The 22,290-nt window shown below is 59.6% G+C and carries 27 protein-coding genes; all 27 read right to left on the bottom strand.

The genetic code is table 11. The features are described 5' to 3' along the window. Positions 1-453 (bottom strand): hypothetical protein, encoded by a 453-nt coding sequence (locus HHL21_RS12290; RefSeq protein WP_169466199.1) that lies wholly within the window; start codon positions 451-453, stop codon positions 1-3. Then, the gene (locus HHL21_RS12285) at positions 450-878 is read right to left on the bottom strand and encodes a hypothetical protein (RefSeq protein WP_169466197.1); all 429 of its coding nucleotides are present in this window, start codon (positions 876-878) and stop codon (positions 450-452) included. Before HHL21_RS12285 ends, HHL21_RS12290 begins: the two co-directional genes overlap by 4 nt. Continuing rightward, positions 878-2,017 carry a hypothetical protein gene (locus HHL21_RS12280; protein WP_169466195.1) on the bottom strand — a complete coding sequence of 380 codons (1,140 nt, stop codon included), beginning with the start codon at positions 2,015-2,017 and terminating at the stop codon, positions 878-880. Before HHL21_RS12280 ends, HHL21_RS12285 begins: the two co-directional genes overlap by 1 nt. Then, entirely contained in the window at positions 2,017-3,060 is a 1,044-nt protein-coding gene (locus HHL21_RS12275) for a hypothetical protein (RefSeq protein WP_169466193.1), read from the bottom strand. The genes HHL21_RS12280 and HHL21_RS12275 overlap by 1 nt, the downstream gene beginning before the upstream one ends. After that, entirely contained in the window at positions 3,057-7,877 is a 4,821-nt protein-coding gene (locus HHL21_RS12270) for a hypothetical protein (RefSeq protein WP_169466191.1), read from the bottom strand. Before HHL21_RS12270 ends, HHL21_RS12275 begins: the two co-directional genes overlap by 4 nt. 53 nt (positions 7,878-7,930) lie before the next feature. Further along, entirely contained in the window at positions 7,931-8,260 is a 330-nt protein-coding gene (locus HHL21_RS12265) for a hypothetical protein (protein ID WP_169466189.1), read from the bottom strand. A 116-nt stretch (positions 8,261-8,376) separates the two neighbouring features. Then, positions 8,377-8,775 carry a hypothetical protein gene (locus HHL21_RS12260; RefSeq protein WP_169466187.1) on the bottom strand — a complete coding sequence of 133 codons (399 nt, stop codon included), beginning with the start codon at positions 8,773-8,775 and terminating at the stop codon, positions 8,377-8,379. Between the two features lie 66 nt (positions 8,776-8,841). After that, entirely contained in the window at positions 8,842-9,342 is a 501-nt protein-coding gene (locus HHL21_RS12255) for an HNH endonuclease (protein WP_169466185.1), read from the bottom strand. 95 nt (positions 9,343-9,437) lie between these two features. Then, the gene (locus HHL21_RS12250; RefSeq protein ID WP_169466183.1) at positions 9,438-9,944 is read right to left on the bottom strand and encodes a hypothetical protein; all 507 of its coding nucleotides are present in this window, start codon (positions 9,942-9,944) and stop codon (positions 9,438-9,440) included. Between the two features lie 9 nt (positions 9,945-9,953). Then, entirely contained in the window at positions 9,954-10,394 is a 441-nt protein-coding gene (locus HHL21_RS12245; protein ID WP_169466181.1) for a hypothetical protein, read from the bottom strand. A 117-nt stretch (positions 10,395-10,511) separates the two neighbouring features. Next, complete coding sequence (gene gp17, locus HHL21_RS12240; RefSeq protein ID WP_169466179.1) at positions 10,512-10,916, bottom strand: tail completion protein gp17; 405 nt, start codon at positions 10,914-10,916, stop codon at positions 10,512-10,514. Continuing rightward, positions 10,913-11,155, bottom strand: coding sequence for a hypothetical protein (locus tag HHL21_RS12235; protein WP_169466177.1), 243 nt, complete (start codon positions 11,153-11,155; stop codon positions 10,913-10,915). The genes gp17 and HHL21_RS12235 overlap by 4 nt, the downstream gene beginning before the upstream one ends. Then, entirely contained in the window at positions 11,152-11,712 is a 561-nt protein-coding gene (locus HHL21_RS12230) for an HK97-gp10 family putative phage morphogenesis protein (RefSeq protein ID WP_169466175.1), read from the bottom strand. The genes HHL21_RS12235 and HHL21_RS12230 overlap by 4 nt, the downstream gene beginning before the upstream one ends. After that, entirely contained in the window at positions 11,705-12,049 is a 345-nt protein-coding gene (locus HHL21_RS12225) for a phage head completion protein (RefSeq protein ID WP_169466173.1), read from the bottom strand. Before HHL21_RS12225 ends, HHL21_RS12230 begins: the two co-directional genes overlap by 8 nt. After that, the gene (locus tag HHL21_RS12220) at positions 12,049-12,618 is read right to left on the bottom strand and encodes a head-tail connector protein (RefSeq protein ID WP_169466171.1); all 570 of its coding nucleotides are present in this window, start codon (positions 12,616-12,618) and stop codon (positions 12,049-12,051) included. Before HHL21_RS12220 ends, HHL21_RS12225 begins: the two co-directional genes overlap by 1 nt. Continuing rightward, entirely contained in the window at positions 12,615-13,454 is an 840-nt protein-coding gene (locus tag HHL21_RS12215; RefSeq protein ID WP_169466169.1) for a hypothetical protein, read from the bottom strand. Before HHL21_RS12215 ends, HHL21_RS12220 begins: the two co-directional genes overlap by 4 nt. After that, positions 13,454-14,803, bottom strand: a complete 1,350-nt coding sequence (locus HHL21_RS12210) for a hypothetical protein (protein ID WP_169466167.1) — start codon at positions 14,801-14,803, stop codon at positions 13,454-13,456. The genes HHL21_RS12215 and HHL21_RS12210 overlap by 1 nt, the downstream gene beginning before the upstream one ends. Continuing rightward, positions 14,803-15,240 carry a hypothetical protein gene (locus HHL21_RS12205; protein WP_169466165.1) on the bottom strand — a complete coding sequence of 146 codons (438 nt, stop codon included), beginning with the start codon at positions 15,238-15,240 and terminating at the stop codon, positions 14,803-14,805. Before HHL21_RS12205 ends, HHL21_RS12210 begins: the two co-directional genes overlap by 1 nt. A gap of 2 nt (positions 15,241-15,242) precedes the next feature. After that, positions 15,243-15,668 carry a hypothetical protein gene (locus HHL21_RS12200; protein WP_169466163.1) on the bottom strand — a complete coding sequence of 142 codons (426 nt, stop codon included), beginning with the start codon at positions 15,666-15,668 and terminating at the stop codon, positions 15,243-15,245. A gap of 121 nt (positions 15,669-15,789) precedes the next feature. Beyond that, positions 15,790-15,969: a hypothetical protein gene (locus HHL21_RS12195; RefSeq protein ID WP_169466161.1), complete on the bottom strand. Its 180-nt coding sequence runs from the start codon at positions 15,967-15,969 to the stop codon at positions 15,790-15,792. 67 nt (positions 15,970-16,036) lie between these two features. Next, positions 16,037-16,213, bottom strand: a complete 177-nt coding sequence (locus HHL21_RS12190) for a hypothetical protein (protein ID WP_169466159.1) — start codon at positions 16,211-16,213, stop codon at positions 16,037-16,039. Positions 16,214-16,269: 56 nt separating this feature from the next. After that, a complete protein-coding gene (locus tag HHL21_RS12185; RefSeq protein ID WP_169466157.1) occupies positions 16,270-17,523 on the bottom strand; it encodes a phage major capsid protein in 1,254 nt (417 codons plus the stop codon). Between the two features lie 92 nt (positions 17,524-17,615). Then, entirely contained in the window at positions 17,616-18,374 is a 759-nt protein-coding gene (locus tag HHL21_RS12180) for a head maturation protease, ClpP-related (protein ID WP_169466155.1), read from the bottom strand. Next, positions 18,346-19,659, bottom strand: coding sequence for a phage portal protein (locus HHL21_RS12175; protein ID WP_169466153.1), 1,314 nt, complete (start codon positions 19,657-19,659; stop codon positions 18,346-18,348). Before HHL21_RS12175 ends, HHL21_RS12180 begins: the two co-directional genes overlap by 29 nt. Next, positions 19,656-21,401 carry a terminase large subunit gene (locus HHL21_RS12170; protein WP_169466151.1) on the bottom strand — a complete coding sequence of 582 codons (1,746 nt, stop codon included), beginning with the start codon at positions 21,399-21,401 and terminating at the stop codon, positions 19,656-19,658. The genes HHL21_RS12175 and HHL21_RS12170 overlap by 4 nt, the downstream gene beginning before the upstream one ends. Next, a complete protein-coding gene (locus tag HHL21_RS12165; RefSeq protein ID WP_169466149.1) occupies positions 21,346-21,762 on the bottom strand; it encodes a hypothetical protein in 417 nt (138 codons plus the stop codon). The genes HHL21_RS12170 and HHL21_RS12165 overlap by 56 nt, the downstream gene beginning before the upstream one ends. Positions 21,763-21,905: 143 nt before the next feature. Further along, a complete protein-coding gene (locus tag HHL21_RS12160) occupies positions 21,906-22,289 on the bottom strand; it encodes a GIY-YIG nuclease family protein (RefSeq protein ID WP_169466147.1) in 384 nt (127 codons plus the stop codon). Between the last annotated feature and the right edge of the window lies 1 nt (position 22,290).

The raw sequence follows: 22,290 nt of genomic DNA, 5'->3' as shown, positions 1-22,290 counted from the left end.
TTACAAAGAAAAACCCGCCGAAGCGGGTTTGGTGAGTGCACGGAGGGTTGACGCCAGTGTGGCCGGGGTATATCGCCAAGGGTCCGGAATGCCCAGCGCGGCGGCGACAGCCTCCGAGCAGAACCATCGGCGCTTGTCGTGTCCGACCGGGCTCACAATGAAGTGGAGGTTGCCGAGCGAGTCGTACTTTAGGCCGCGATGCTTTTCGAACCAGAGGAATGCACGCGCCTCAAGGTGTCTCGGCAGGTCGATAAAGTCCCAATGCGCCGGGTCGAAGTCGATCACCTTGAAGCGCACGCCCTTATCTTCAAACGACGCCGATGCCGAATGGCCAGTCGAGAAAACAAGCTCAACGTGCGAATACTCCGAGCGAGTCCACCAGCGCACCAGACGGTTATAGATACCGGCGACGCCGGGGCGCGTGCCACGGTAGAAGGCGGCGCGGAAGGTCATAGCTCCGCTGCCCGAACAAACATCTGGTCAATTTCGGCTTCGGATTTCCCCATCAGCGGGATCACGTACAGCACAAGAGGGTCATTGCGCTGCACCGTGTTTGACGTGTCAAACTTCGATATCGCCTTGCGCTTTGCCACCGGGTCAGTGATCGTTTCAAAGTAGGCATAAACGTCATCCAGCAGCCCATCATCGATCAGGATTTCGCGGGCCTGCCACATGGCGACCTGCTGCGGCACCACAGGCGGCGGCGTGACAACTGGTGCCAGCTCGACGCCATCACGCGCCGCATTGGCCTGATACGCCGTCCAGTTATGCCGCTGCTCGGCGGTGACCTCGATGTGCGCCGCCTCATGGCTCGCGTGGAGCTCTTGGCTGAAACCGCCGGTCAGTGCGCCGGCCTCGTTGTAAGTGACGTATTCCATTATGCGACCTTCCAAAATTCTGCTTCGGTGTAAACCTCTATCTGCCCAGATATGGACGTTGCAACGCCAAGGCCATTGGTGAAGGCCGCCCCTGTCCAGTGGCGGACCGTCAAGTTCTTGGTTGTAGCCAGCGTGAATTGACCGACGATGAAGGAATCACAACAAGCCCCAGATGCTGCTGGATAGCTGTTCGAACCGACGAATATGTATGACGCGTCTGATGAGTTATAGAGAAATGCTTTGGTTGTGTTGGTGCTGTAGGAAGGAACTCGGATTCGACATTGATAAGTCCCTGCCAATAAGGTTATGGTGTTCGAGGCCAATGACGCGCCAATCGTGTTTGTCTTTACGGTGTTCAAGACCCGTGTTTGCGTGATGTCGGCAGCAACCGAGGTTCCGCCGTTCGTTCCGCTTGCCTGCTCCTCGCGAACGTGCAGATAAGGTGTTCCTGCAGTTGCCGCGCCAGTGGATTTTGTGTAACTGGTGACTATCGCGCCAGTCGTATCGCCACGCACGATCATGCGGTCATTGGCAGCCGTCACGATGTTTGCGGCCCCAGGGAGCAGCAATGCAGCGCCGTGCGTGAGCGTCAAAGCGCCATCGAAAATCACGGTGCGCTCAGCGCCAATAGGAATCGTGATTGTCGTGATCGTCGTCGTGCCGGTGATGTGGATATAGTCGCCGGTCGCGGTAGACAGGTTGACTGTCGCCGCTGACGCAATGTTCGCGCCCTTTACACCATACATGCCGACAATCGTCCAGTTGGTAGCATCGCTCGCCGGGTCGATAGAGCTGACACTTGACGCCGTTTTTTTTCGGTACCCTTGCATGTTCGACGGCGCGATAACAGTTACACCAAGCGCGTATGTCGTTCCCGTGACCCACAGCGCCGCCGTTGATGCGGATACTGCAGCAGCAGCTGAAGACACTGCAAGCGCGGCCTGGTCGGCGGCGGCATCAGCGTCGGCGCCAACCTCCACGGCGAGCGCATTCGCCTGCGTCGCCCAAGTATTCAACTCGGGCGTCATCGCCTTCTGTGCAAGCACTGAAGCCGCCGCCTTCGCACTGAATGTTGCTGGCGTATCCGTTGCCGGATCTGGCACGGCGGGCAATGCGGTAATCACTTGGGTAATTGTCATCAGATAAGCCCTCGGAATGAGATTGGCGCGGTCTTGCCGCTATTGGAAATAGGGACGCTCCACTGGTCGAGAAAGCCGTAGGAGATCGTCATGGAGTAGTCGGTTGAGCCGATGACGACGATTTCGACATCGGTGTAGAGCGTGAGCAGACGGAACGCCTCGGACTCGAAGCCATCGGGAATCTTCACGTCGAAATTGAGGTGCTTGGCGTTCGCGCGCTTGACCATCGTCGTGTTGCCGAGCGTGTCGGTGCTGGTCGTGGAGTAGCTGAGAATCCCGCCCGTTAGCTCCCACTGCGTTTGCCCTATCGTGCGCGACTTGCCGAAGAAGCAGCAGCCAATGGCGGCAGTCCCACCGGTGTTGTCGGCGGTGACGGTCAAGGTGGATGCGGCATAGGGCGGAATATCATCGAAGACTACATCGCCAGAGCGAATCGGCTCTTCGTAATAGAAGTCGTACCAGTTCAGCACGTCATGCTTGACTAGGCTTTTTGTCCGGCTGTAGCCACTGACCGACTGCTCGACAGTCACCGTGGCGGCCTCGACATTGATCAGGGTCAGCGTGTTCGCCAGCTCGCCGAGCGTTACGACGGTGCTGAAGGTGTCGGGCGCCGTCGTCTGGCTGTTCACCGCCTTGTCGAACATTTTCCAGCGCGTCGTTGAGCCGAGCGGAAGCCACTTGGTTGCATCAGTCAGCGCGTTGCCTAGGTTTCCGCCAGCGAGCGATTTGTAAAGCTTATGCGCCGCGAGGTCAGACACGATGTCATTGAGCGCGTAGGTAGTGCCGCCCGCATAAGCCGCGTAGACCGTGCCGAGCACCTTCCACCAGGTGGGCGAGCTGGCGGGCGTGTGGCCCAAGTTCGCAGCTTGCAGCGACTGGTAGACGATCTGCGAAGTGCCAGTTGCCACGCCACGAATGTCACCCGCTGCGTACGTTGTGCCGGCGACGTAAATGGCGACAATCGCCTCCGGAACCGTGCAACTTGTCAGCGTGGTGTCGGTGATCGCAACTGGCCTGATCAAGCGGAAATCGGCGGCGCTCATGGTTGCTCCTTGGTGCGCATCGCGCTGAAGCCGTCAGTTGCAACCTCCAGCCCGTCAGCCACCCGCTTCGTACTTCCAGCAATGGAGCGGTTCTCTTCGCTGTTGTCCTTGCGAAGTTGCTCGACTTCGGCAGTAAGGCGCTCGACCGCCGCGACCAGCACTTCGTTGTTGTTGGATGGATTGCGCAGGCTATCCATCAAGTCCCGTGTGCTGTGAATGCGCGATGCTCCGGTCGCCTCAAGCTCTGGGCTAAGCTCGCCAACCCATCGCAGCCCGCCCATGTGATCGCCGCCATTGGCAAATCCCTTGATAGATGACGTTGTCGGGTGCATCCCGGCGTCAAGTTGACGCTGCACCTCGACCCAGTACGCCTCGGTGTGGCCCGTGAACTCCCACGCCTTGTCGCCCGTGAGGCCTAGCGCGGCGCCGACGCTGGCAACAGCGTGCTGCTTCGAATCGAGCAACGTGGTGCCAGCGCTCTGGATGTAGGCATCCCCGCCGTATTGATCGACATAAGCCTGCACGGCGGCCATGCCTGGCGAGACTGGGCTAGGCGCAGGCGCAGCCATGCCAGCCGCTGCCTTGAATGCCTTCTCGGCCTGCTCCACACTGAGGATGTCTTTGATCCCCTTGAGTACGTCGAGCTGCGCCTGAGCGCCGGTCACGATGGCGTCAAGGCGAGTGATCTCGGCTTCGTGGACCAGTTGAGAGGCGTCTTTCTGCGCGATCAGGGCGGCGAGCGTTTTCTCTTCGACCGATAGCGCTACATCCGCCAGCGCGCCGAGCGCAGCCACGTCGTTCTGCGTCTGGTAAAAGTCGCGCTGGTAGTCCTGAATCGTGGCGAACATGCTCGAAGCGTCTTTGCCGACCACAGAAAGCGCGCCCTTGAGGCTGTCGGCAGATGGCAGGGCGCCGCTAGAACGAGCGATCGCCAGGGCGGTACTGATCTGCGCTTGGGCGCTTGCACGGTCGGAGGCATCCGTGCCTTGAAGCTTCATGCTGCCCAGTGCGCCGCTCAGTGCATCGGACAGGGATTTAGCACTAGCCAGCGCCTTGCCTGACGCGTCGATGCGTGTCTGAATTGCCTTCATCTCGATTGCGTGCGCCGCCGCCTTTGCGGACTTCTCGCGGTCGACGGCCTTTTGCAGCACGCCGAATGCGGTATCAGCGGCGCTGAGCAGGTTGGCTTGAGCCTCTTTCAGGTACTCGACAGCGGACGTGTGGTTCTTGATCGCCTGGATCTCATCGAACAGCGCGCGGTTGGACTGGTCCAGCGCGTCACGCTGCTTGATGAGCAACTGGGTCGAGGTCATGGTGAGGCTGTCGTATTCTTCTTGCAGCGACTTGCGCTCGGATGCGATGTTCGCGATTGATTTGCTTGCATCCTCGATGGCAGTCGTCACCGCTGCGAACGCCGACTCCAAAGCCATCAGTCCGGCGAAGGTCTCTGCGCCTGCCTTAGTCGCCAACATTCCGCCTTCTTGCAAGCCGAGCACCGCAGCCTTGAAATCATCGCGCGTCTTGATGTTTGCAAGGCCCATCGCGGCGAGTTGTTCCGTGACGTGTTTTTGCACTGGCGCCAAGCGCTCGGCTTCGGTCAGGAAGTTTTCGGCAAAGCTGGAAGTCTGCTCTGCCAGTTTGTCGATTCCACCGGACAGCATGATCAGATGCTCGCGCGCGGCCAGGCTGCCGACGCCGACCTGTCCGAACGTCATGCCGATAGAATTCAGCGCGGCGTCGAGCGTGGCATAGTTGGACGCAATCCGGATCACGGTCTCAGCGTAGCCCTCGCCCACCTGGCGGAACTTGTCCATCTCCGGGAATACGGCCGCCGCCATATCATCCATGGTCTTGGAGATAACCCCGTTGAGTGCGTCGGTCAGATCCTGCCCGGTCAAGCCCTTGAGCGAAATGCGGGTGGTGTCGATCACAAGCTTGTCCAGCACACTCGCAACTTGGGCCGCGCCCATTCCCATGCCAACTGCAGCGCTGGTCAAGGCGCCTTCCAGGTTCGTGAAGATCAAGCCGAACTGCGCGGACAACTCGTCGCTCAGGCCCTGAGTCTCGACCGAGTTGCTGGTTTTCTTACTCAGTCCGAACCAACTCGACTTCGTGGTATCCACGCTCGCGTACTGGCTGTAGCCATCACCTTTTTGCAGGTCACGAATGTTGCCGCCGTACTGTACGCCGGAGTCGATAATGCTGGTCTTAGTCTTCCCCCACAGATTGTTCAGGAAGCGCGAGATAGGCTCGATGTCGTTCAACTTTCCCAGGAACCCGCGAATGCCAGGGTTAGCGGTTGAGCCTTCGGCGATGCCCATGTTCGTGCCGTCGACAACACCAGGCGTGCGGATCAAGAGATTGGTCAAGCCCTTCATTGACGCTTCGATATTGCGGAGGGCAGACAGCATGCCGCGATTGATCGGGAGCAGGTCGTCGGAGTGCGATTCAAGCATCTCCAGCGACTTCATGATCGAATCAGTCTTGGCGTCCTTGTCGCCAAACACGCCGCCAGTGCCTTGCTTCTTCTGCGCGTCAGCAGCGGACATGCCGCCACCCGAGCCGCTCCCGCCGATGCCTCCGATCAGCTTGGCGCCGATTGCGACGACTGCGGCCAGCGTTGCAGCGCCGGCGGCAAGGTTGGCTGGGAACGGCAGCGACGCTAGCGCCTTGACGACAGCCGTAATGCCCCAGGCGCTCGCTTCGGTCGCGGCCAAGCCGCTCGATACGCCAGTCTTCGTCGTTTCAGCGGTAACCTCGGTCGCCTTGCTCGCAACAAACAGGCTGGTGAATGCCGTCGTGAGGCCGCTTTTCGTCAGCATCGTCTCGATAGCCATCGCCATCTCGGCAGCACGGAATGCTTTCTCGGCGCCTTCCATGACTTTGTAGCCAGTCGTGTTCTCTTTGAAGAATCCCTTGGCGGCGCTGGCCATGTCGCCGTACGAGCGTACCTTTGCTTGGGCGCTCGCGTGCGCGGCTGCAATCTCAAGCTTGGCGATCTTGTCGACATTGCCGGCATTCTTCGGGTTAGCTTTGTCTGCCGCCAGTTGGGCCGTGATGGCCTGCTGCTGCACGGCGTAACCGGATAGCGCGGTCGTCAGTCCGCCGATTGCGGAGCCGACGCGCCCGAAGGATTCGGCCATTCCATCGGCAGCGGATTTCGTGGCGTTGTCGACCGCTACCAGAATGTCGAGCAGTTCTTTGGCTTGAGTGACATCAAGCCCCATATCTTGCGCGGTATCAGCCGCTTGCGCGGCGGCGAGGCCCTTTAGCGCGTCGATCCGTCGCTGGATATCGGCAATACCAGCATCAGTCAGGACGAGAGACTGCTTGGCAGCTTCCAATTCCGCGATCTGGACCGCCGTGATCGCCTCTGGCAGCATGCCGTATGTCTTGACCTTGAGGATCAGCGCGGCAGTCTGCGCTGTGATCTCGTTGACGCCGCCATTGGATGAGTCCGCAGCCTCGGCCGCCAGCTTCTCGGCCTGCGCCTTTGCTTCCCACGCCTCGGTGGCGATATCGAGCGCCAGCGCCTCACTCATGATTTGCATGCGAAGAGAAAGGGTTGGCGCCTTGGCGGCCTCACGCGCGGCGTTCATCATTCGCATCTGTCCGGCGTTCAGGCCTAGCTGCGATCCCTCGATCTTCATCGCTTGGATGAAGCTCTCGGCCGCCTTGACGGACGCGGCATATTCTGCGGCAGCTTTTTTCGCTGCGGCCTTCCGCTCGCTTTCTTGGTCGTTCAAGAACGCTTCAGCTTTTCGCCGCGCGTCTGCAGCCTTAGCATCATCAGCGCGCTTCTCGGATTCAGCCTTGGCAGCCACAGCACGCGCCTCTCCCTGAGCTTTGATTCCAGCAAGGAGTGTTTCGATATCGCGCTTTTTATCCGCAATCTCACTATCCCAGGCCCCCTCACTACCCCAAAGCAGATAGCCGAGGATCGGGACTGACTCTTTCGCGTTTAACTGGTAATTCTCAAGCACCTCAAGTTCCGCTCGCAGGTCGCGGATTTTCTTGGTGTCACTGGCAAATTCATTCGTAAAGGTGAGCGCGCCAAGTGCGCCCAGGCCTACCCAAATCGATTGCAGCAGGCCAGATTCCTCGTAGGCGGTCTTCATGGCGCTCGATACTTGATTCAACCCAGGAAGCATGTCGCTAACCAGCTTCGTCTTAAACCCACCGACGGTGATATTCAGATCTGCAAGGCTGTCGTTGAACTCGTCGGCCTTATCGGCCATTTCCTGGGTCGCGCCCGACATCGCCTTGCCCTTGGCGATCATCTCCCCGATTTTCGCCCCACCTTCGGATAAGAGTGGCGCAGCCGACGCCCATGACTTCCCAAGCGTCGCCGCTCCTAATGCCGCGCGAGTCTGCGGATCATCAATGGCAGAGAACACATCCGCCAGCTGCTTGAATGCCTCAAGCGGCTCTTTTGCAGTCACGCCAAGACGCGCATATTTCTCGGCGTTCTTCCCCATGTTCATTGCGAGCTTGTTAATCGAGTCGGCAGCGCCGGCCAAATCACCGCCCGACTGCATCGCCGCCAGCTTGAGGCCAGCCAGATCAGCTACCGCGATCTTTGTGCTCTTGCTCAGGTCGTTTAAATTGTCTGCGGCGTCAATGACACCCCTGACCATGCCAGCGAACGCGCCAACAGACAGCGCGCCAGCTATAGCGCCGAGTGCAGTCTTTGCGATGTTCGCGGCCCGCGCCATGCTCTCGGTCGCTTGCGATACCGTCTGGCGCGCTTGGTCCATGTCCTTTTGGAGGCGCGCAACGGAGGCGAAAAGTTGCAGCTCAATGGAACCAGCGATCATGGGATGCCTTATTTGAAAATGAAAACGCCCAGCAAATTGCCGGGCGCTTCGGTCTAACCTAGGAACGTGTCGAGATTCCGCAGAATCTCCGCCTGCTTGAGCCTTGCGGCATCGGTCGAGTCGGCAAACGGCGGCGGGCAATCGCGCTTAGTGGCCTTGTGCGACTCGTTCAGGTATTCAATGGACAGTCGCCGGAGGGTCTTGCACTCCCATGGCGACAAGGTGATACCCTCGTTTTCCTGGTAGTTCCGCAACTCTGTGTTGTTGATTGATTCGTCGCCCAACGTCGGACCTACTTGCCAGAAGTGTTTAAGCAGGTACTCGGCATCGCCAGGCGGCGGCATGTCCGGCTCAAATTCGTCGTCGCGGGCGGAATCCTTCATCCTCTGAAGCCGCGTTATGGACGGGCCTTTTGACTTGTCGGATTCATGCTTGTCCGGCGCGGTACCGAGCCATGCGCCGTGCCGGACATAGATGCTTAATTCATCGCCAGCGACTTTTAGAAATTTTCCCAGCCGATGTGGAACTTGACGACTTGCTCAGTGATGTAGCCGAGCTTCGGATTCGAGTACAGGTCTTTAGCCGAGATTGGGAAGTTCTCGATTTGCGTGGTAACAGCCGACAACTTCTCGGCTCGCTGGGCGATGTTGCCCTCGACCGTTTCCTTCGCGTGCTTGCCGCGCATCGCCGCATAGGTCTTGATGGTGGCAGCCGTGTCGATCCGGTGCTGAGCGTCCATCGCCTCTTTGGTGCCGGGGCTGCGCACTTCGATGCGGACGGGCTGGCCGTTGAACAGCAATGGCGCGTCGCCCTTCTTGTTCTCGACTTCCAGCCATGCGGTGTCGATTGCTTCGAAGTCGGCTACGTTGAATACTGCTGCGTTGATTTGGTCGGTCATGGTGAGTTCCTAGTCGTGGGTGATTGGCTGTTGCCAGAGGGGTGCTGAGTGGATTGATGTAAAAATTTAGATGGTGCAGCCTTCATGAAGCCTGCGCTTCGCTTCGATGTAAGCCGCGTGCGCCAACTCCGGCGAGTTAAAAGACCCGAGTCGGTAGGTCTTTTTGTTGGCGTCGATTCGTGCGCGCCAGCGGTTTTTATCAGGAATAACGCCAAGCAGGCCCGTGCTGCTACGCACGCACGCTTGTCTAAGGTTTTGGTGATTAATATTGCAGGAGACATCGCGCAGATTAGCGATTCGGTTATCACTTTTGACGCCGTTTATGTGATCAATTTGATCAGAGGGCCACTCACCATGAACATAAAGCCAAGCGAGACGATGGCCTTTGTAGTTCCGACCGTCGAGCCTCATCTGAATGTACTCGCGACTACTCTTATGTCCCGCAATCGCCCCTGCCTTAGCTCGCGCACCGCACGTCTTGCGCCAGATGAAAAATCCTGTTGCCTCGTCATATATGAAAAGCTCTCTGAGGCGACCTGCCGTAATCAGCGGTATTTTTTGATTCATGATTTGGCTTGTGTGATTAGCCCGTGCCAGCCGCCGCGCCCACGAAGGCGACAGCGACCAGCCGGTGCTGGGGTTGGCCGGATGGCCGTGAGGGATTACGCGACGCCGATGATGATTACGTCGTAGGTGACGCCGGTGCCGCCAGCGCTGTTCGTTACCGTCAGCATGTCGGCGGTGGTCGCGGTGACGGGGTAGCCGTTCGCGTCCGGAGCGACCAGGGCGATCATGCCGCCCGGCTTGACCTTCAGCGTGTGCGTCGCCGCGCCGAAGAACGAGAAACACGCTGCGGTGGCGTGACCGCCTACCACAACATCATTCGTGTTCGCAGCCGAAGCCTTGATGATCAGCGCCTTGATCTTGGTGAAGGTGATCGCGGCGCCGAAGGCATCGATCAGCGTCGCGGCCAGGTCGAGGTTTTCCGTTCCACTGGCGGCCAGCGTGCGCGTGTCGGAGAACAGCGACTTGGCCTGATTAGCGCCGGTGCCGTCAGTGAGGGCGAAGTTGCTGGCGTTATTGACGTTCTGCGTCACGTCACCCAAATCGAGCGCATTGACCAGAGTGGCCCCGAGCGAGAGCGTGATGCTTGCATTGAGGGTAGCCATGATTTCCCCTTATGCCTTGATGGTGTCGGTTTGGCGCAGCAGAGTGAAAGCGCCCTGCACCACGTTGTCAACCGTACCGTTGTTCTCGACCATCTTCATCACTTGCGCGGTGAAGTAGCGAATGGCGCCGCTCTGCTTGACCATCTTGAACGAATAGATGGCATTGGAGTTGGCGGCCGCGTTGATGATGATCTGACCAGCATCGGCCTCATCCCATCCGCAGGTGAAGTCCGCGTTCGGCAGTTTGTAGCTGGCCTTCTTCTCCGTCTGCTGGGCGCTACCGACAGGGGCGTGAGTGGCTGTGTTGTACTCACGGCCAAGGACGCTACCGATGTCGGTCAACTCGCCGACGGGAGTCCATGGCAGCGCGGCAAACGCGCCGGCGGTTTGGGAGCCTGGCAGGGACGCCGAGATGGACACGGCGGTATTCGCTACTGTTTCATAAGTCATGGCGTTACCTTTCGATCAAAAGAACCTGCCGTGCAAGAGCGCGTGGGCAGGCAGGTTGGGAAATGGGCGTAAAAAAAAGCCAGCGGGTTAGGCTGGCTGCGGTGAATCTGGAAGTGTTTAATTTGGCTCGATGTATGTCACTTTGAAATCACGGCTCTGCTCGAACGTCGGAACTGACTCGTCGCCCATATCGGGGCCGACCGTATCGCGTAGAACGCTGCGCACGTCCACGCCGGCAATCGTGCCGGTATGGACGCCAGCCCCGAGCTTTGCGGCCAGCAGTAGGGCCTTCTGCTGCGGATATGATGTGCCGTACACCGTCACCTGGATGCGCGCCGTAACTAGCGTCGCGGGTCCGCCGTTCGCGATCGTGATCCGCTCTGGGCGACTGATTTCCTTGATGCCGATTGCGGGAAGTGCAGTCCCTTGCGGCACGCTCCCGGCGAATACCTTGCTGCCGACAATCGCGGCGACTGGCGCATGCGCGAGAAGCAGGGACCGCATCACAACAACCGCGTTCATTTCTTGCGCGACTTCGCTTGGGGTTCGGGCGATGGCTCATCGACCGGCGCGGCCACTTCGACCACAACCGGATTCCAGTCGTCGTCAAGTTCAACAGCGGCATAATTGGCGATGTGCGCGCGCCCCATCCGCTCGCCGAGCGGAGATTTCACGGTTTCGTAGTCCTGACCCTCTTCCAGATCGTCTACGGTCACGCCGTTGAGTGATCCGCGAATTGATTTCGTCATTCTGATTTTCATTCTGCCTCCGGTGCTGGTACGTTGATGCCTTCTTTGGTAAGGCGTTCGCGGATTTTTGCGGTTACCGCCTCAATCGCTGCGCCACTCTTGCTGTCAAATGACGGGCGCATAAATGGCGATGGCTTTGCGCCGGGGTGGCTCACAACCGGCCCGATAAATGTATTCCCGATTTTTAGCGCATTCCTGTTGATTGTCCTCATCGACATATACGTCAACTTATTCCGCTTTCCAGTCAGTCGCCAGTTGATCGGGCGCTCGCTATCCTGCACCTTGATTAGGTGGGGCTTCGTGCCATACTCGACCATGTGGGCGTAATAGGCGATCTTGGGATCTGTTTTCACTGTGGCGCGCACAACGCCTTTTTTAAAGCCGGTCGAAACCTTGATGCTTTTGCGGAGTGCGCCGGAATCGACAGGCACGTTCGCCCTGGCTTCATCGCGAAGAACCGCAGCCCCGGCACGAAGGGCGGCGCGCATGATATTCCGCTCCACCTTTACTGGAAGGCTGCGAAGGAACGCATCCAACTCCTTGCCGCCCTTGATGATTTGGTCAGCCACCGTACGCCTCCAATCGGAATTCGTAATGCACTCGGTCATCGAGCATCGCTGGCCCGGAGATGATCTGCATAATCAGGTCGCCACGGCTATGCAGAACGGCGCGCATCTTGCCGGTCACTGCGCCCGCGCCCTGCATTCGAAGCCTGCTGCGCCTAACGCTCAAGTCAAGCCCGTTAGAGGTCGACTCGGCGCGGCTTGGAAGCTCGTCCTGTACGTTGGCCCAGTAGCGGTCCAGCAGCGTTACCCAGTTCTCGACTGGAGTGCCGTAGTCTGGATCGACCCCGCCGATGTTGTGCTGGATCGACACCTTTTCGTCGCGACGGAATGGGGCGACCATCAGCCGTACACCTTGTACGGATGTATCTTCCCGATGAGATAAGGCGATGGAGCAGTACCAGGTGTGGCGAAATGCTCCTGAATGCGGCCCAGGATGAAGCTCTTGAATCCGTCAGGCACGCTGGCTGCGGTATCGCCATATCCATGCACGGCCACCACGCTAACCGCATTGATCCGGCAATACGTGGCAGGCCAAGTGACATTCGGCGCCGGAACGATGTACCCTGGCTTGCTTTTTCGGTCGATGGTGTAATCCGCCGGGTCAAGCGTCTGCTCGATGTTATCGAGGTCAAAATACTTGACGCTTGTGACTGACTGGAGTTGCGCCAGCGGCATTCGAATGCTGCCGGGGCCGTTACCCATGTCGGCCTTTGGGAACCTGTCGAGCGTGATCTCGTGAGTTTGCGTAATGAGCGCATGGCCGGTGTAATGTTCGGCTTCGATCATAAGTGCGCGCACCTCGATTTCGATAGCCTCGTCGTGGTCAGTTCCGTTGACGCGCGCCGCGTTTCGCGCGGAAGTCAGCGATACCGCCATTTCGACAGGCTCGACAATTACTTCGGATGTCATCGGCTATTCCTCTGTGTTGCTGCTGGACGGGACTGCGCGCCACTGGTTGGCCGCGACTGACTTTCATTGCGTTGCGGCGAATAGCCTGAGCCGGATGGGGCGCGGGCGTAAGTGATGCCCGAGCTGTACGTCATATCCACCGCATATCCCGTAAGCGCGTAGATTCCAACGCCTACTGTCAGCCGGCGCGCCGCGCTGAGCCCTGCCGCGCCGCCCGTGATGCTGAAGCCTCCCGCTCCTGCACTCAACCGCCGCCCCATCGCCATCCCCGCGCCGTTGGCGAGGATCGAGAAGCTGCCCGGCGCAGCGGTCAGACGTCGACTCGCGCGCAAGGCTGTCGCACTGCCGGTGATGGTGAATGCGCCGGCCTGCGCGGTCAGGACATTGCCACCCGGCGTGTACGTCAGATTGGCCGCATGCCCCGTGATGCTGAGCGAGCCGGTGGCGGCGACTAGGCGGCGGGCGGGGCGCAGGCCGGCGACACCACTAGTCAGCGCAAACGATGCCGGTGCTGCCGAAAGCTTCCGCGCGGCGCGCAACCCGGTGGTGCCACCAGTCAGTGCGAACGTGCCGACGGCGGCCGCGAGCTGGCGCGCAGCCTTCAGTCCAGCGGCTGATCCGGTGATGGAGAATGAACCAGGTGCAGCGGCGAGCTGGCGCGCGACAGCCATTCCGGCAGCATTGCCCGTGATGGTGAATGTGCCGGTGGCGGCGGACAGTGTGTAACCGGCTGGCGCTCCTACGGTCTCGTCAACATACCCGACACCCGGTATCAGGCGCGGGCCGCTGCCGGTTTCTTCGACGTAGCCGAAGCCCGGTATCAGGCGTTGCGCCATTAGCTCACCTGTAGATTTGGATCAATGTAGACAATCGCGCTTGGCTTGGCGAGGAATACCCGCGCATGGAAATAGCCAGCCTCCTGCGGCATGAATGTCACCGACAGCTTTTGCTTGTTCGGATTGGTCATACCGGTGGTCGCCCATGTCGCGCTCGATGCAGTCTGGTCGGCTGCCGCAGCAAGGAAATCGGCCTTCATGTCTTCGATAAACGTTCCTTGAGGATAGCCGCTGGCGCCTAAATACTGCACTTCCAGCCAGATATCGGCATCGGTCAGGTTGGTGGCGCTGTCGTGCAGGATTTCCGCCGTCACGGTGATGGCGCTGCCCGTCGTCGTGTTCCAGCGGTTCATTACGGGCGATTCCAGCGGCGAGAAGTACGGGCGCACGCTGGCGTTGGTGACTTCCATCTTGAACGAGAACGGCGTGTCGCTGCCCCATGTGCCGCCCGACTTAATGAACACCGGGTCGGTGTTGATGCTGCCGGTAAAATCCGTGGTCTTGAGACGGTAATTGGTGTCTGCGCTGTCGCAGTTATGCATTTCAGCGCGGAAGCCGGGGTTTACTACTGCGCCGCCAGCCAATTCGCCGTTCCACGAAGCGGGCAGTTTGCAGTTGGCGAACGTCACATGGCCGCTGGTAGGCAGGCCCGTTTCGATCAGGTTGGCCGATGTGCCAAGATTGACCAGGTCTACGCCGTGGAACTCGGCATCGATCACTTGCTGGCAGCTGGCCGCGATCAGGTTGGCACTTGCGGCACTTCCCGAAGCGATGCCACCACCAGTCCAGCGGAATTTGGCGCTGCTGAAACGCATCCTTTGTGTGGTTGCTGCAAACTTCACTTCCGCTTGCTGGAATATGGTGACTGTTTCAGTGCCGCCCGAAGCCGATGAGCCAAACGACATCAGGGCGTTGGCCGTACCGCCAAGCTCTAAAAGGCAATTGGCGTAAATCTGCTTGTGCCCGTCCAGGTTATTCAGCGTCATGCCAGACGTCGCACTGGTGCTGCCTACCCCGGCCCGGAAGTTGACGCCGTAGTCGTAGATGCAGCCCGAGATGGCCAGCGAACTACCCGTACCGGTTCCGGTCGCCACCACGGCGGTCTCCGCTACGGCGGTTGGTGGCATCGCCCCATCGTTGACGCAAATGACATACACCGGGTTTGCGGCAGTCCCAGCAAACGTGAGCGTCATGGCGCTGTTCTGCGATTCCGAGTGGGCGTGCGACACATAGATGGTGTCGCCCGGCGCTGCTGCCGTCGCCGCTGGCAGCAGCGTGAGGTGGGCATTGGCCCATGAACTGCCGTCAGCAGTACCTGCTGCGCCGCTTTTAACGTACCTGATAGCCATTAGTCGGCTCCGATCACGGCTGCGCGCTCAGTGGTCAGCTTCCCGAGTTGCAAAAGGCGAGCGATGCCGGGGCGTGCTAGGGTCATATAGACCGCCTTGGACGAATCCAGTTTCTTCATAAAGAAAGCCACATGGATATCGGCTTCTGCCGCCTCACGGGCATCTGCATATTCCTGCGCCGTGAAGCGGTCAATGAACTCGTAGTTCGTGTAAGGCACTTCCATACCAACCACCGCCAGCAAAGCCGCCTTGCGGTCGGCCAGCGTCTGCGTGAAGACTTCCGCCGCCGCTTCCAGCACCATGCCGACGTTCAGCGTGCCGTCCCACAGCCACGTGCGCTTGAACTCGCGACCATCGTCGGCAACGTGCAATTCGTGAATCGGAATGCGCCCGTCGGCCTGCGCCGGGCCTTCGGTGAAAGTGGACGCGACGATCATCGTTATGCCAGCGCGAGGACGCCGGCTGCGGCATCAAAATCAATAGTGAGGCTCTCGGTATCGGCCAAGGTGATGCTCGATCCGTAGTCGTAGAAGCCGACAAGCGCATCAGCGGGTGATGTGGCAGTGTCGTTAAAAACGACGGCGTACCGGAACGGGCCCACGCTACCGCCGGTCGCGGTGATAACCTCGTCGGCAATGACAACCTTGGCAGTACCAGCAGCTTCCGACAGCACGACGGAATCAAGAGCGTAGCCTCCAGCGACGTAGCCACCAGTTGCGGCAATCTGCGTGATGTCGGCCAGCACGGCATTGGCAGCCGATGGCGCGGTATTCGTCAGGGCCACCTTGAAGGCGTGTGCCGAGAAATTGTGGACGCCCTTGAGCACCTGTTCGGCGAAGTCATTGAATTTCTGGAACGAGGCCATGGACTACCTTTCAGTGAGATTTGTACTTGTCGCCCCAGCACACGCCGCCCTTGAACAGGGCCTGGCGGAAGCTTGCGATCTACGGGTTAGTGGAAATAGCTCTGAGCTTGAGTCGGCCGATCTATTCAGCGCACCGAGCGCGAATGAATTCCAGCAGACCCTCATCTGATTCGAATCGGCCGATGTCATCCTCGAAGATGGCCACAGCGCCGCGCCGACCGCGCACGACGTAGCAAATTCCGGATGGATCGAGCGCAAACTCGCGCATCGCGGCGATGAGGTCGGCATTGGTGCTGGTCATGGCGCGATCAGATGTGGGGATTCAGCGCCAGGCGTTGCGGCCGGCGCTAAGGGGAATTCGGGGCGGGTTACTTCACCAGCGACTCGGCGTATTCGACGGCCGCAGGCTCCGCATCGAGGACACCATGCAGGGATGCGACCAGGCTCGCATCGATGACCGCGACCTCGTTGCATTTGCCGTACTCGCACTCGACCAGCACGCGAACCTTGACTTGGCCTTCGGCGGCCTTCTGGTTTTTTGCCATGATTTTCTTTCGGAGTTGAGGGAAGCGGCGAGCCGGGGCCCGCCGCGCGCGCCGACTTAGGTGGCCGAGTTGCTGTACGTCTTGACTGCGCCGCCCACGTCGATCAGGTTGCCGCCTGAACGCTGGAAGGCCAGGAAGCCGATCTGGCCCTTACGGGTAAATGCCGAGTCGGTGAAGCGGAACAGGGTCAGGTCCATCACGTCGCGGATTAGGTACTTGTTAAGCTGACCGAACAGGATCGACTTCGCGTTGGCAGCCATCACAGGCATGTGCTGGTTGATCGTGATCGCGCGGTTCATGATGCGATCTGGCGCGCCGCCAGGGTTGCCGGACTCATAGCCTGGCACGAAGATCGGACGACCTTCCAAGTCCTTGATCTTGCGAACCGCCTTCAAGGTCGAGTCGTGGAACATGTAGCCAACGCCTGGAGCGCCGCGGTAGACCGGATCGACCGAGTGCTCCAAGTCCACCAGGTCGTCGTAGGTGACAGTCACGGTCTGGCCGGTGCCGCCGATCTTGCCCGCGCCAGCTGCGGTGACCAAGCCCATCGGCTGGCCCGTGCCAGTGCCAACGGTGAAGTGGCGGTTCTGGATACGGCCGAGGCGCAGAGCCAGAAGTGTCTGGACGTAGGCTTCGATGTCGATAAACGAGTCCTGCACCAGTTCGAATGGGATCGCGATATCCTTGGACGAATACTTGAACACGTCCATGGTCGCATTGCCAAACGTGGTTTCTCCGTTGGCAACGACGACGTTCTGGCCAACGATTTCGCCTTCTTCTGCAGTGGAGTCAGCGGTCGGGAAATTCATCTGCGTCCCGGTGGCGGTGCGGATCACGGACGCGACAGCGCGCATGCCTCCGAATGCCTTCATCGCCGCTTCCAGCGTCTTCTGGTATTCCGGCGCCGTGGTGTAGCCGCCTTCGGCTGCGGTGGTGGTGCTCATCGCATTGCGAATGTCGGGGCTCTGGCGGGCCAGCATGCGGTTGCGGTCGCCTTCGGCCATATTCATCAGGCCGCCGGCCAGGTATGCGCGCAGCGCCTGCGACTCTTCGCCCTGCTTCGATGTGTCGCGGGTCGCCGCGTTCAGCGCAGCTTCGTGCTGCGCGGCCGGATTGTCGGCGGCCAGTTTCGCCATCCGGTCCTCGCGCGAGATTTCGTTGTCGATCGCCTCGATTGAAGCCAGCACGGCGTCGAGCTTTTCGGCTTCGGCAGCCGGCATGCGTTGGTCGGCCGGGTGCTTGTTATTCAGGTCGTTTGCTTTTTTGGCTTCGATGTTGCGTTGTTCACGCAGTTGGGCGAGCTTGGTCATGTGGTGCCTTTCGGTAAGTGGTCCGCTCTCGCGGCCCGGGTTGGGGCGAAAAAAAACCGCCCGAAGGCGGCTTGCTTAGTGGCGCGAGAGCGTCAGCTAATTTGGAGGCGCGACAGCATGCCAATGCGCTGCTGCTGGCGGGCGCGGTGGTCGTCTGTGATGCTGGTTTCTTCGGGTTGTTCGGGCGGCTCCGATTGCCTTGGCGCGTTTGCGTATGCGGACAGGTTCCACTTGGCCGAGGCGCGGGCGTTTGCCGCCGGCGCCTCGATGATGCTGTCCGCGAAACCGTTCTTCACCGCCTCGTCGGCTGTGAACCAAGTTTCAGCCGCGCACCATTCGCTGACCTGCTCGATCGTGTTCCCGCTTCGACGGACGTATTCTTCGTACATCGATTGGTCGCATTTGCGCAGCAGCTCGACGGTGGCCAGCAGGTCGACGTCATTGCCCATCGCGAAGGTCCACGTTTTGTGGATCATGTATTTCGAGGCGGCCGTCATGTTGACGACGTCGCACGCGCATGCGATCGCCGTCGCCGCACTGGCGGCGTAGCCTTCAATCTGCATTGTCACTTTGGCGGAATGCTCGCGCAGCGCCTGACACATGGCCTCCGCAGCAAAGACATCGCCACCAGGACAATTCGTGTAGATCGTGATTTCTTCTGTTTCTAGCGCGCGGACGGCCGGCACGAAGTCTTGCGGACAGATGCCGCCCCACCACTCCGCAGTTGTGCGATCGGCGACGATTGGGTCGTATAGATAGATTGCCGCTGCGTTACCCTTCGCCAGAATTCTAGATTCGATCGGCGTGAACTTGCGCCGGTTTTCAGCCAGCAGCTGCAGCAGATTTTTCATCAGTGGTTTTCTCGGTTGGTGATGGGGCGGGCGCGACAGCAGTCACTTCCAGCAGCTCGTCGCCGTTGTCTTTCGGCGGTAAGTTCTTGGCCTTGCGGACTTCGTTTTGAGTCATCCAGCCCGGCTCGCCGGCGCGGCCGAGGGCGATGCGCAGCGCTTCGTTTTCGCTTTTGAGGTCGCCGCGCTCGATGTCGGCCAGGTCGAAGCGCAAGAACAGGCGCTCGCGCGTCGGCCACAGTTTGCGGTTGAACTCCTGCTCGAATTTCACGAGGTCGCGCTTGAGGGTGAATTTGACGAAGCCGCGCCCCATGTTTTCCACCCCGGCCCCCCAGGAGGTGGACTTGTCGGTATGCCCGATCATGTGTGGAGGGACGCCCAGCACCCGTGCGATCTGCTCGACCTGGAACATGCTGGTAGCGAGGATCTGCGAGTCGGCGGCCGAAAGGCTCAACTGCTTAATGTCGAGGCCCCCCATCAGAACCGCAGGCATGTGCGACTTGGCAACGCCGGCGTGTTTGTCGTTCCAAGTCGAACGGATCATATTCGCCTGATCTTCGCTCAGGCTGCCCGGTGCCGTAATGGCAAAGTCAGGACGGGCGCCATTTGTGAAGAATCGCGAATTGTATTCGTCCGCGGACAGCGCCGTGCCGACTGCCTGCCGGGCGGCGTACGTGATCGGCGATGGGCTGCGTAGCCCATCGAAGCCCAGACTCGGCACATGAATCATGTCGGCCGGGTGTACTGTGTACTGCGCGCCGAGCAGCGGCGTGACTCGGTAAAACAGGTTGCCGGCTGTGTCGCGGAACGGTTGCACCCGATTAGGATGATGTGGCACGAACCCGGTAACCTTGGAACTGCGGAAGGACGGGCGCAGAATCTCAGCAAAGCAGTCGCCATAGAACAACCGCGAGCTGACCATGAATTCCCAGAACACCGCCGCCGACAGGTCATCATTCGGCGACTCGTTCAGCAGCCAGAAATACGGGTGGTCGACAATCTCGCGACCATCGACCGAGCGCGCGTACACCGGCATCGGCAACGTGGAAATTGCGCCTGCAATCAGCGCCACGCACGCATAGACCGCCGACACTCGCATGGCGGTGGTTTCGCTCACGGACGGGCCGCCGACGCCGCCGGCGCCGCTAATTAGGTTCGCCAGCTCTTGCACAGTTAGGTTCTGCTGCGATGTGTTCGAAGCTTGCACCCGCTCCGCGCGCCATGCGTTCAGGACCACGCTTCCGGGCTGACTGACCCGCTCAGCGTTGTACCAGGTGGCTTGCTTCATAGGATATAGATTCCGGGGGTGGGTTCAATTTCGACGGCTTCTTGCATCACACCGATGGCCATTAAAAGCGCGCACATGTCGTCAATCTTTTCCGGCGCCTTCTTCTTATCAGGCGCCGTATTCATGTTTTGGTCAGTGCGCGCGATCAGATTTGATGCGCACCAGTTCAATACCGGATCATTGCCATGCGCCAGATTTCCGCCGACGTATGCGATCTCCAATGCTTGCATCGCCGGGTGGTAGCTCTTCGGGCCTTGGATAAATTCCTGCATCGGGACATTGGCCGCTTGCAGCTTTTGCACCAATTGCTTGGCGTTCCATCCGTCGTAGCCGACCATTTGCAGATTGAAATCGGCCTTGGCCTTCAAAATGCAGGCCTCGACAGCGTCGTAATCTGTGACCTCGGCGCCGGATTCGATCAGAATTCCGCCCTGGACCCACGCCTGATACGGCACTAGGCCGCGCTCAGTGCGCCCATGCACCGCAGCCCCTGGCACGAAGCGCCAGCCGTGCGTGTAAAGGACGCCATCGACATTCCAAACCAGTCTGAACGAGGTCAGGTCGCGCGTACTCGCAAGATCCAGCCCGCCCCAGCACGGGAATTGGCGCAGCCACTCAAGGTCGACCGCGCCTTTGCAAGCCTTCCACTTGACTAGGTTGACCCAGCCCCCCGCAGCCGCAGATGGGCGGTTCAGGCGCTTGATCTTGAACTCGGCGTGGCGACCGGGCATGGACTTCGCCTCGATTGCCTCTTTCCGAATCTCCTTCATCAGGAGTGGGTTGACCTCCATCAGCGGATTCGCCTTGATCCACTTCGACTCATCAAAGTCGTCGTCAGCCGGGATGCCCTCGGCCTTGTCTTCGTCGTCGACCGCGAAGTAAATCGCGAGGAAGTGATCCGCCTCAACTACACCCTCAAGCAGCTGCTTGGCGAAGTGGCGAATCTCGCCCCATGGGCCCGGGCTCTCGTAGCCCTCGGTCGTCGTGTAAAGGAAAAGTGGGTTGCGTCGTGCGCCGGCCGCCGACTTCAGGACGTTCAGCAGGTCGTGTGTCTTGTGTGCGTGGATCTCGTCGATGCCGCAGTGCGAAGGGTTCAAGCCGTCCTGAGTGCTGGCCTTGGCGTTGATCGGCTTGAACGTGCCGCCCACCTCGTAGCGGGCGATCGCATTAGCGAACGGCTCCAGCGTGAACTGTTCGCGCAGGTCGCCGACCTTTTCAACGATCCGCTTTGCGACGTTGAACACGATTCGCGCTTGGGAGCCAGTCGTCGCCGCGCTGATAACCTGCGGTCCGTTCTCGACTTCGCAGCAGAAGCAGTAAAGCAGGATGGCGGAGCAGAGGAAGGACTTCGCGTTCTTCCGAGCTACTGCGAATAGCGCGGTTGTAAAGCGTCGCGTGCCGTCCTGGTTGCGGAATCCGAACAGGCAGACCACGAAAAGCACGTGCGACGGGTGCATGACGACGTTTTCAGTGTCCCATGTGCCCTCAACGTGCGGCAGCTTCTCAATGAAGTCGCAAGCGTCAATCGCATGCCACTCGTCGAAGATGAAGCTATTGCCCTTCTTTTTTGCGCGCCTTAGGTCGTCGAGGAAGCGCTTTGCAGCCAGGCGCACCCACTTACCGAAGCGCTTTCGGTCCTTATCGTCGACCGCGGCTTGCGCGTAGTCGATGGCGATCTGGATGTAATCACGCTGTCCGCTTGCCGTTACCGGCGAACTTGTTTCCTTTGTCTTCTTGGCCAACTGGTTTCACCTTGCCTTGTGCGACCGGCGTCAGGCCAAAGTCGTTTTCCATATTGCGCAGGGTGCCCGCCATGCTGGCGGTAGGAGCTTCACCTGCCGCATACAGTTGGACGATTTTGCCGTGCAGGGCGCACAGCATTCCTAGCGCGGACAGCCCGCCCTCGGTGAGAAGTTTGTTTGCAGTGAGGATGCCGGCGAGGCGATCCCACTCTTTGACCGCGTGTGAGTTTGGCAGCCAGTCTGGCGCCTTCGGGACGCTTGATAAAGCAGGGAGATCGACGCCGCCTTCGGGCTGCCGATCCTTTCTTTCTGTTCCGGCGACCATTTTGAGGCCGGCCGGTTTCTTGCCTGGACCTGGCATGATGCCCTCCGAAAAACTGTTTTTCTATCCTGACTGTGCGAATTAAAAGGGGGGGCGCGGTCCTAGGCAGTAATCGCCCCAGAGATTTGACCCGCCCCCCGCCCTATGGCAACTAAATGCTGCGATGCAACCGACGGGCTAGGTCACCCGCATATCTTTACTGCTGGCGCGCTTTGCTTCGACCTTCTCATAGCTGCTGGCTCGTCATAGCTCAACTGACCGGCGCTAAGCACATCCTCAATGACTCGCCTAGCGTCCTGCAACGTCCCGCGAAACCATTCCTTTCCGCGATGCAGAGGGCAGATCATAGCGAGCCCATCAATGCATGCCGACTCAACCGCTGACAAATCGGCATACTCTTCTGTTATGCAAAACACGATGCAATCCAAAACCCCATCGCCATTAGCAAAATTCCACGAATCGTATTCATTGCGGCGACTCTTCCACTGTGTCGTCCTGCCAATTTTCACGATGTCCTGATGCTCGCGCAGAACTACCGCATAGATAACGTATTGAGTTCTTTTCATT

The sequence above is a fragment of the Massilia polaris genome (assembly GCF_012927275.1).
In the GTDB taxonomy this organism is placed as follows: domain Bacteria; phylum Pseudomonadota; class Gammaproteobacteria; order Burkholderiales; family Burkholderiaceae_D; genus Telluria_A; species Telluria_A polaris.
The sequence above is the reverse complement of the archived record's forward strand: the minus strand, read 5'-3'. Positions and strand labels throughout refer to the sequence as shown.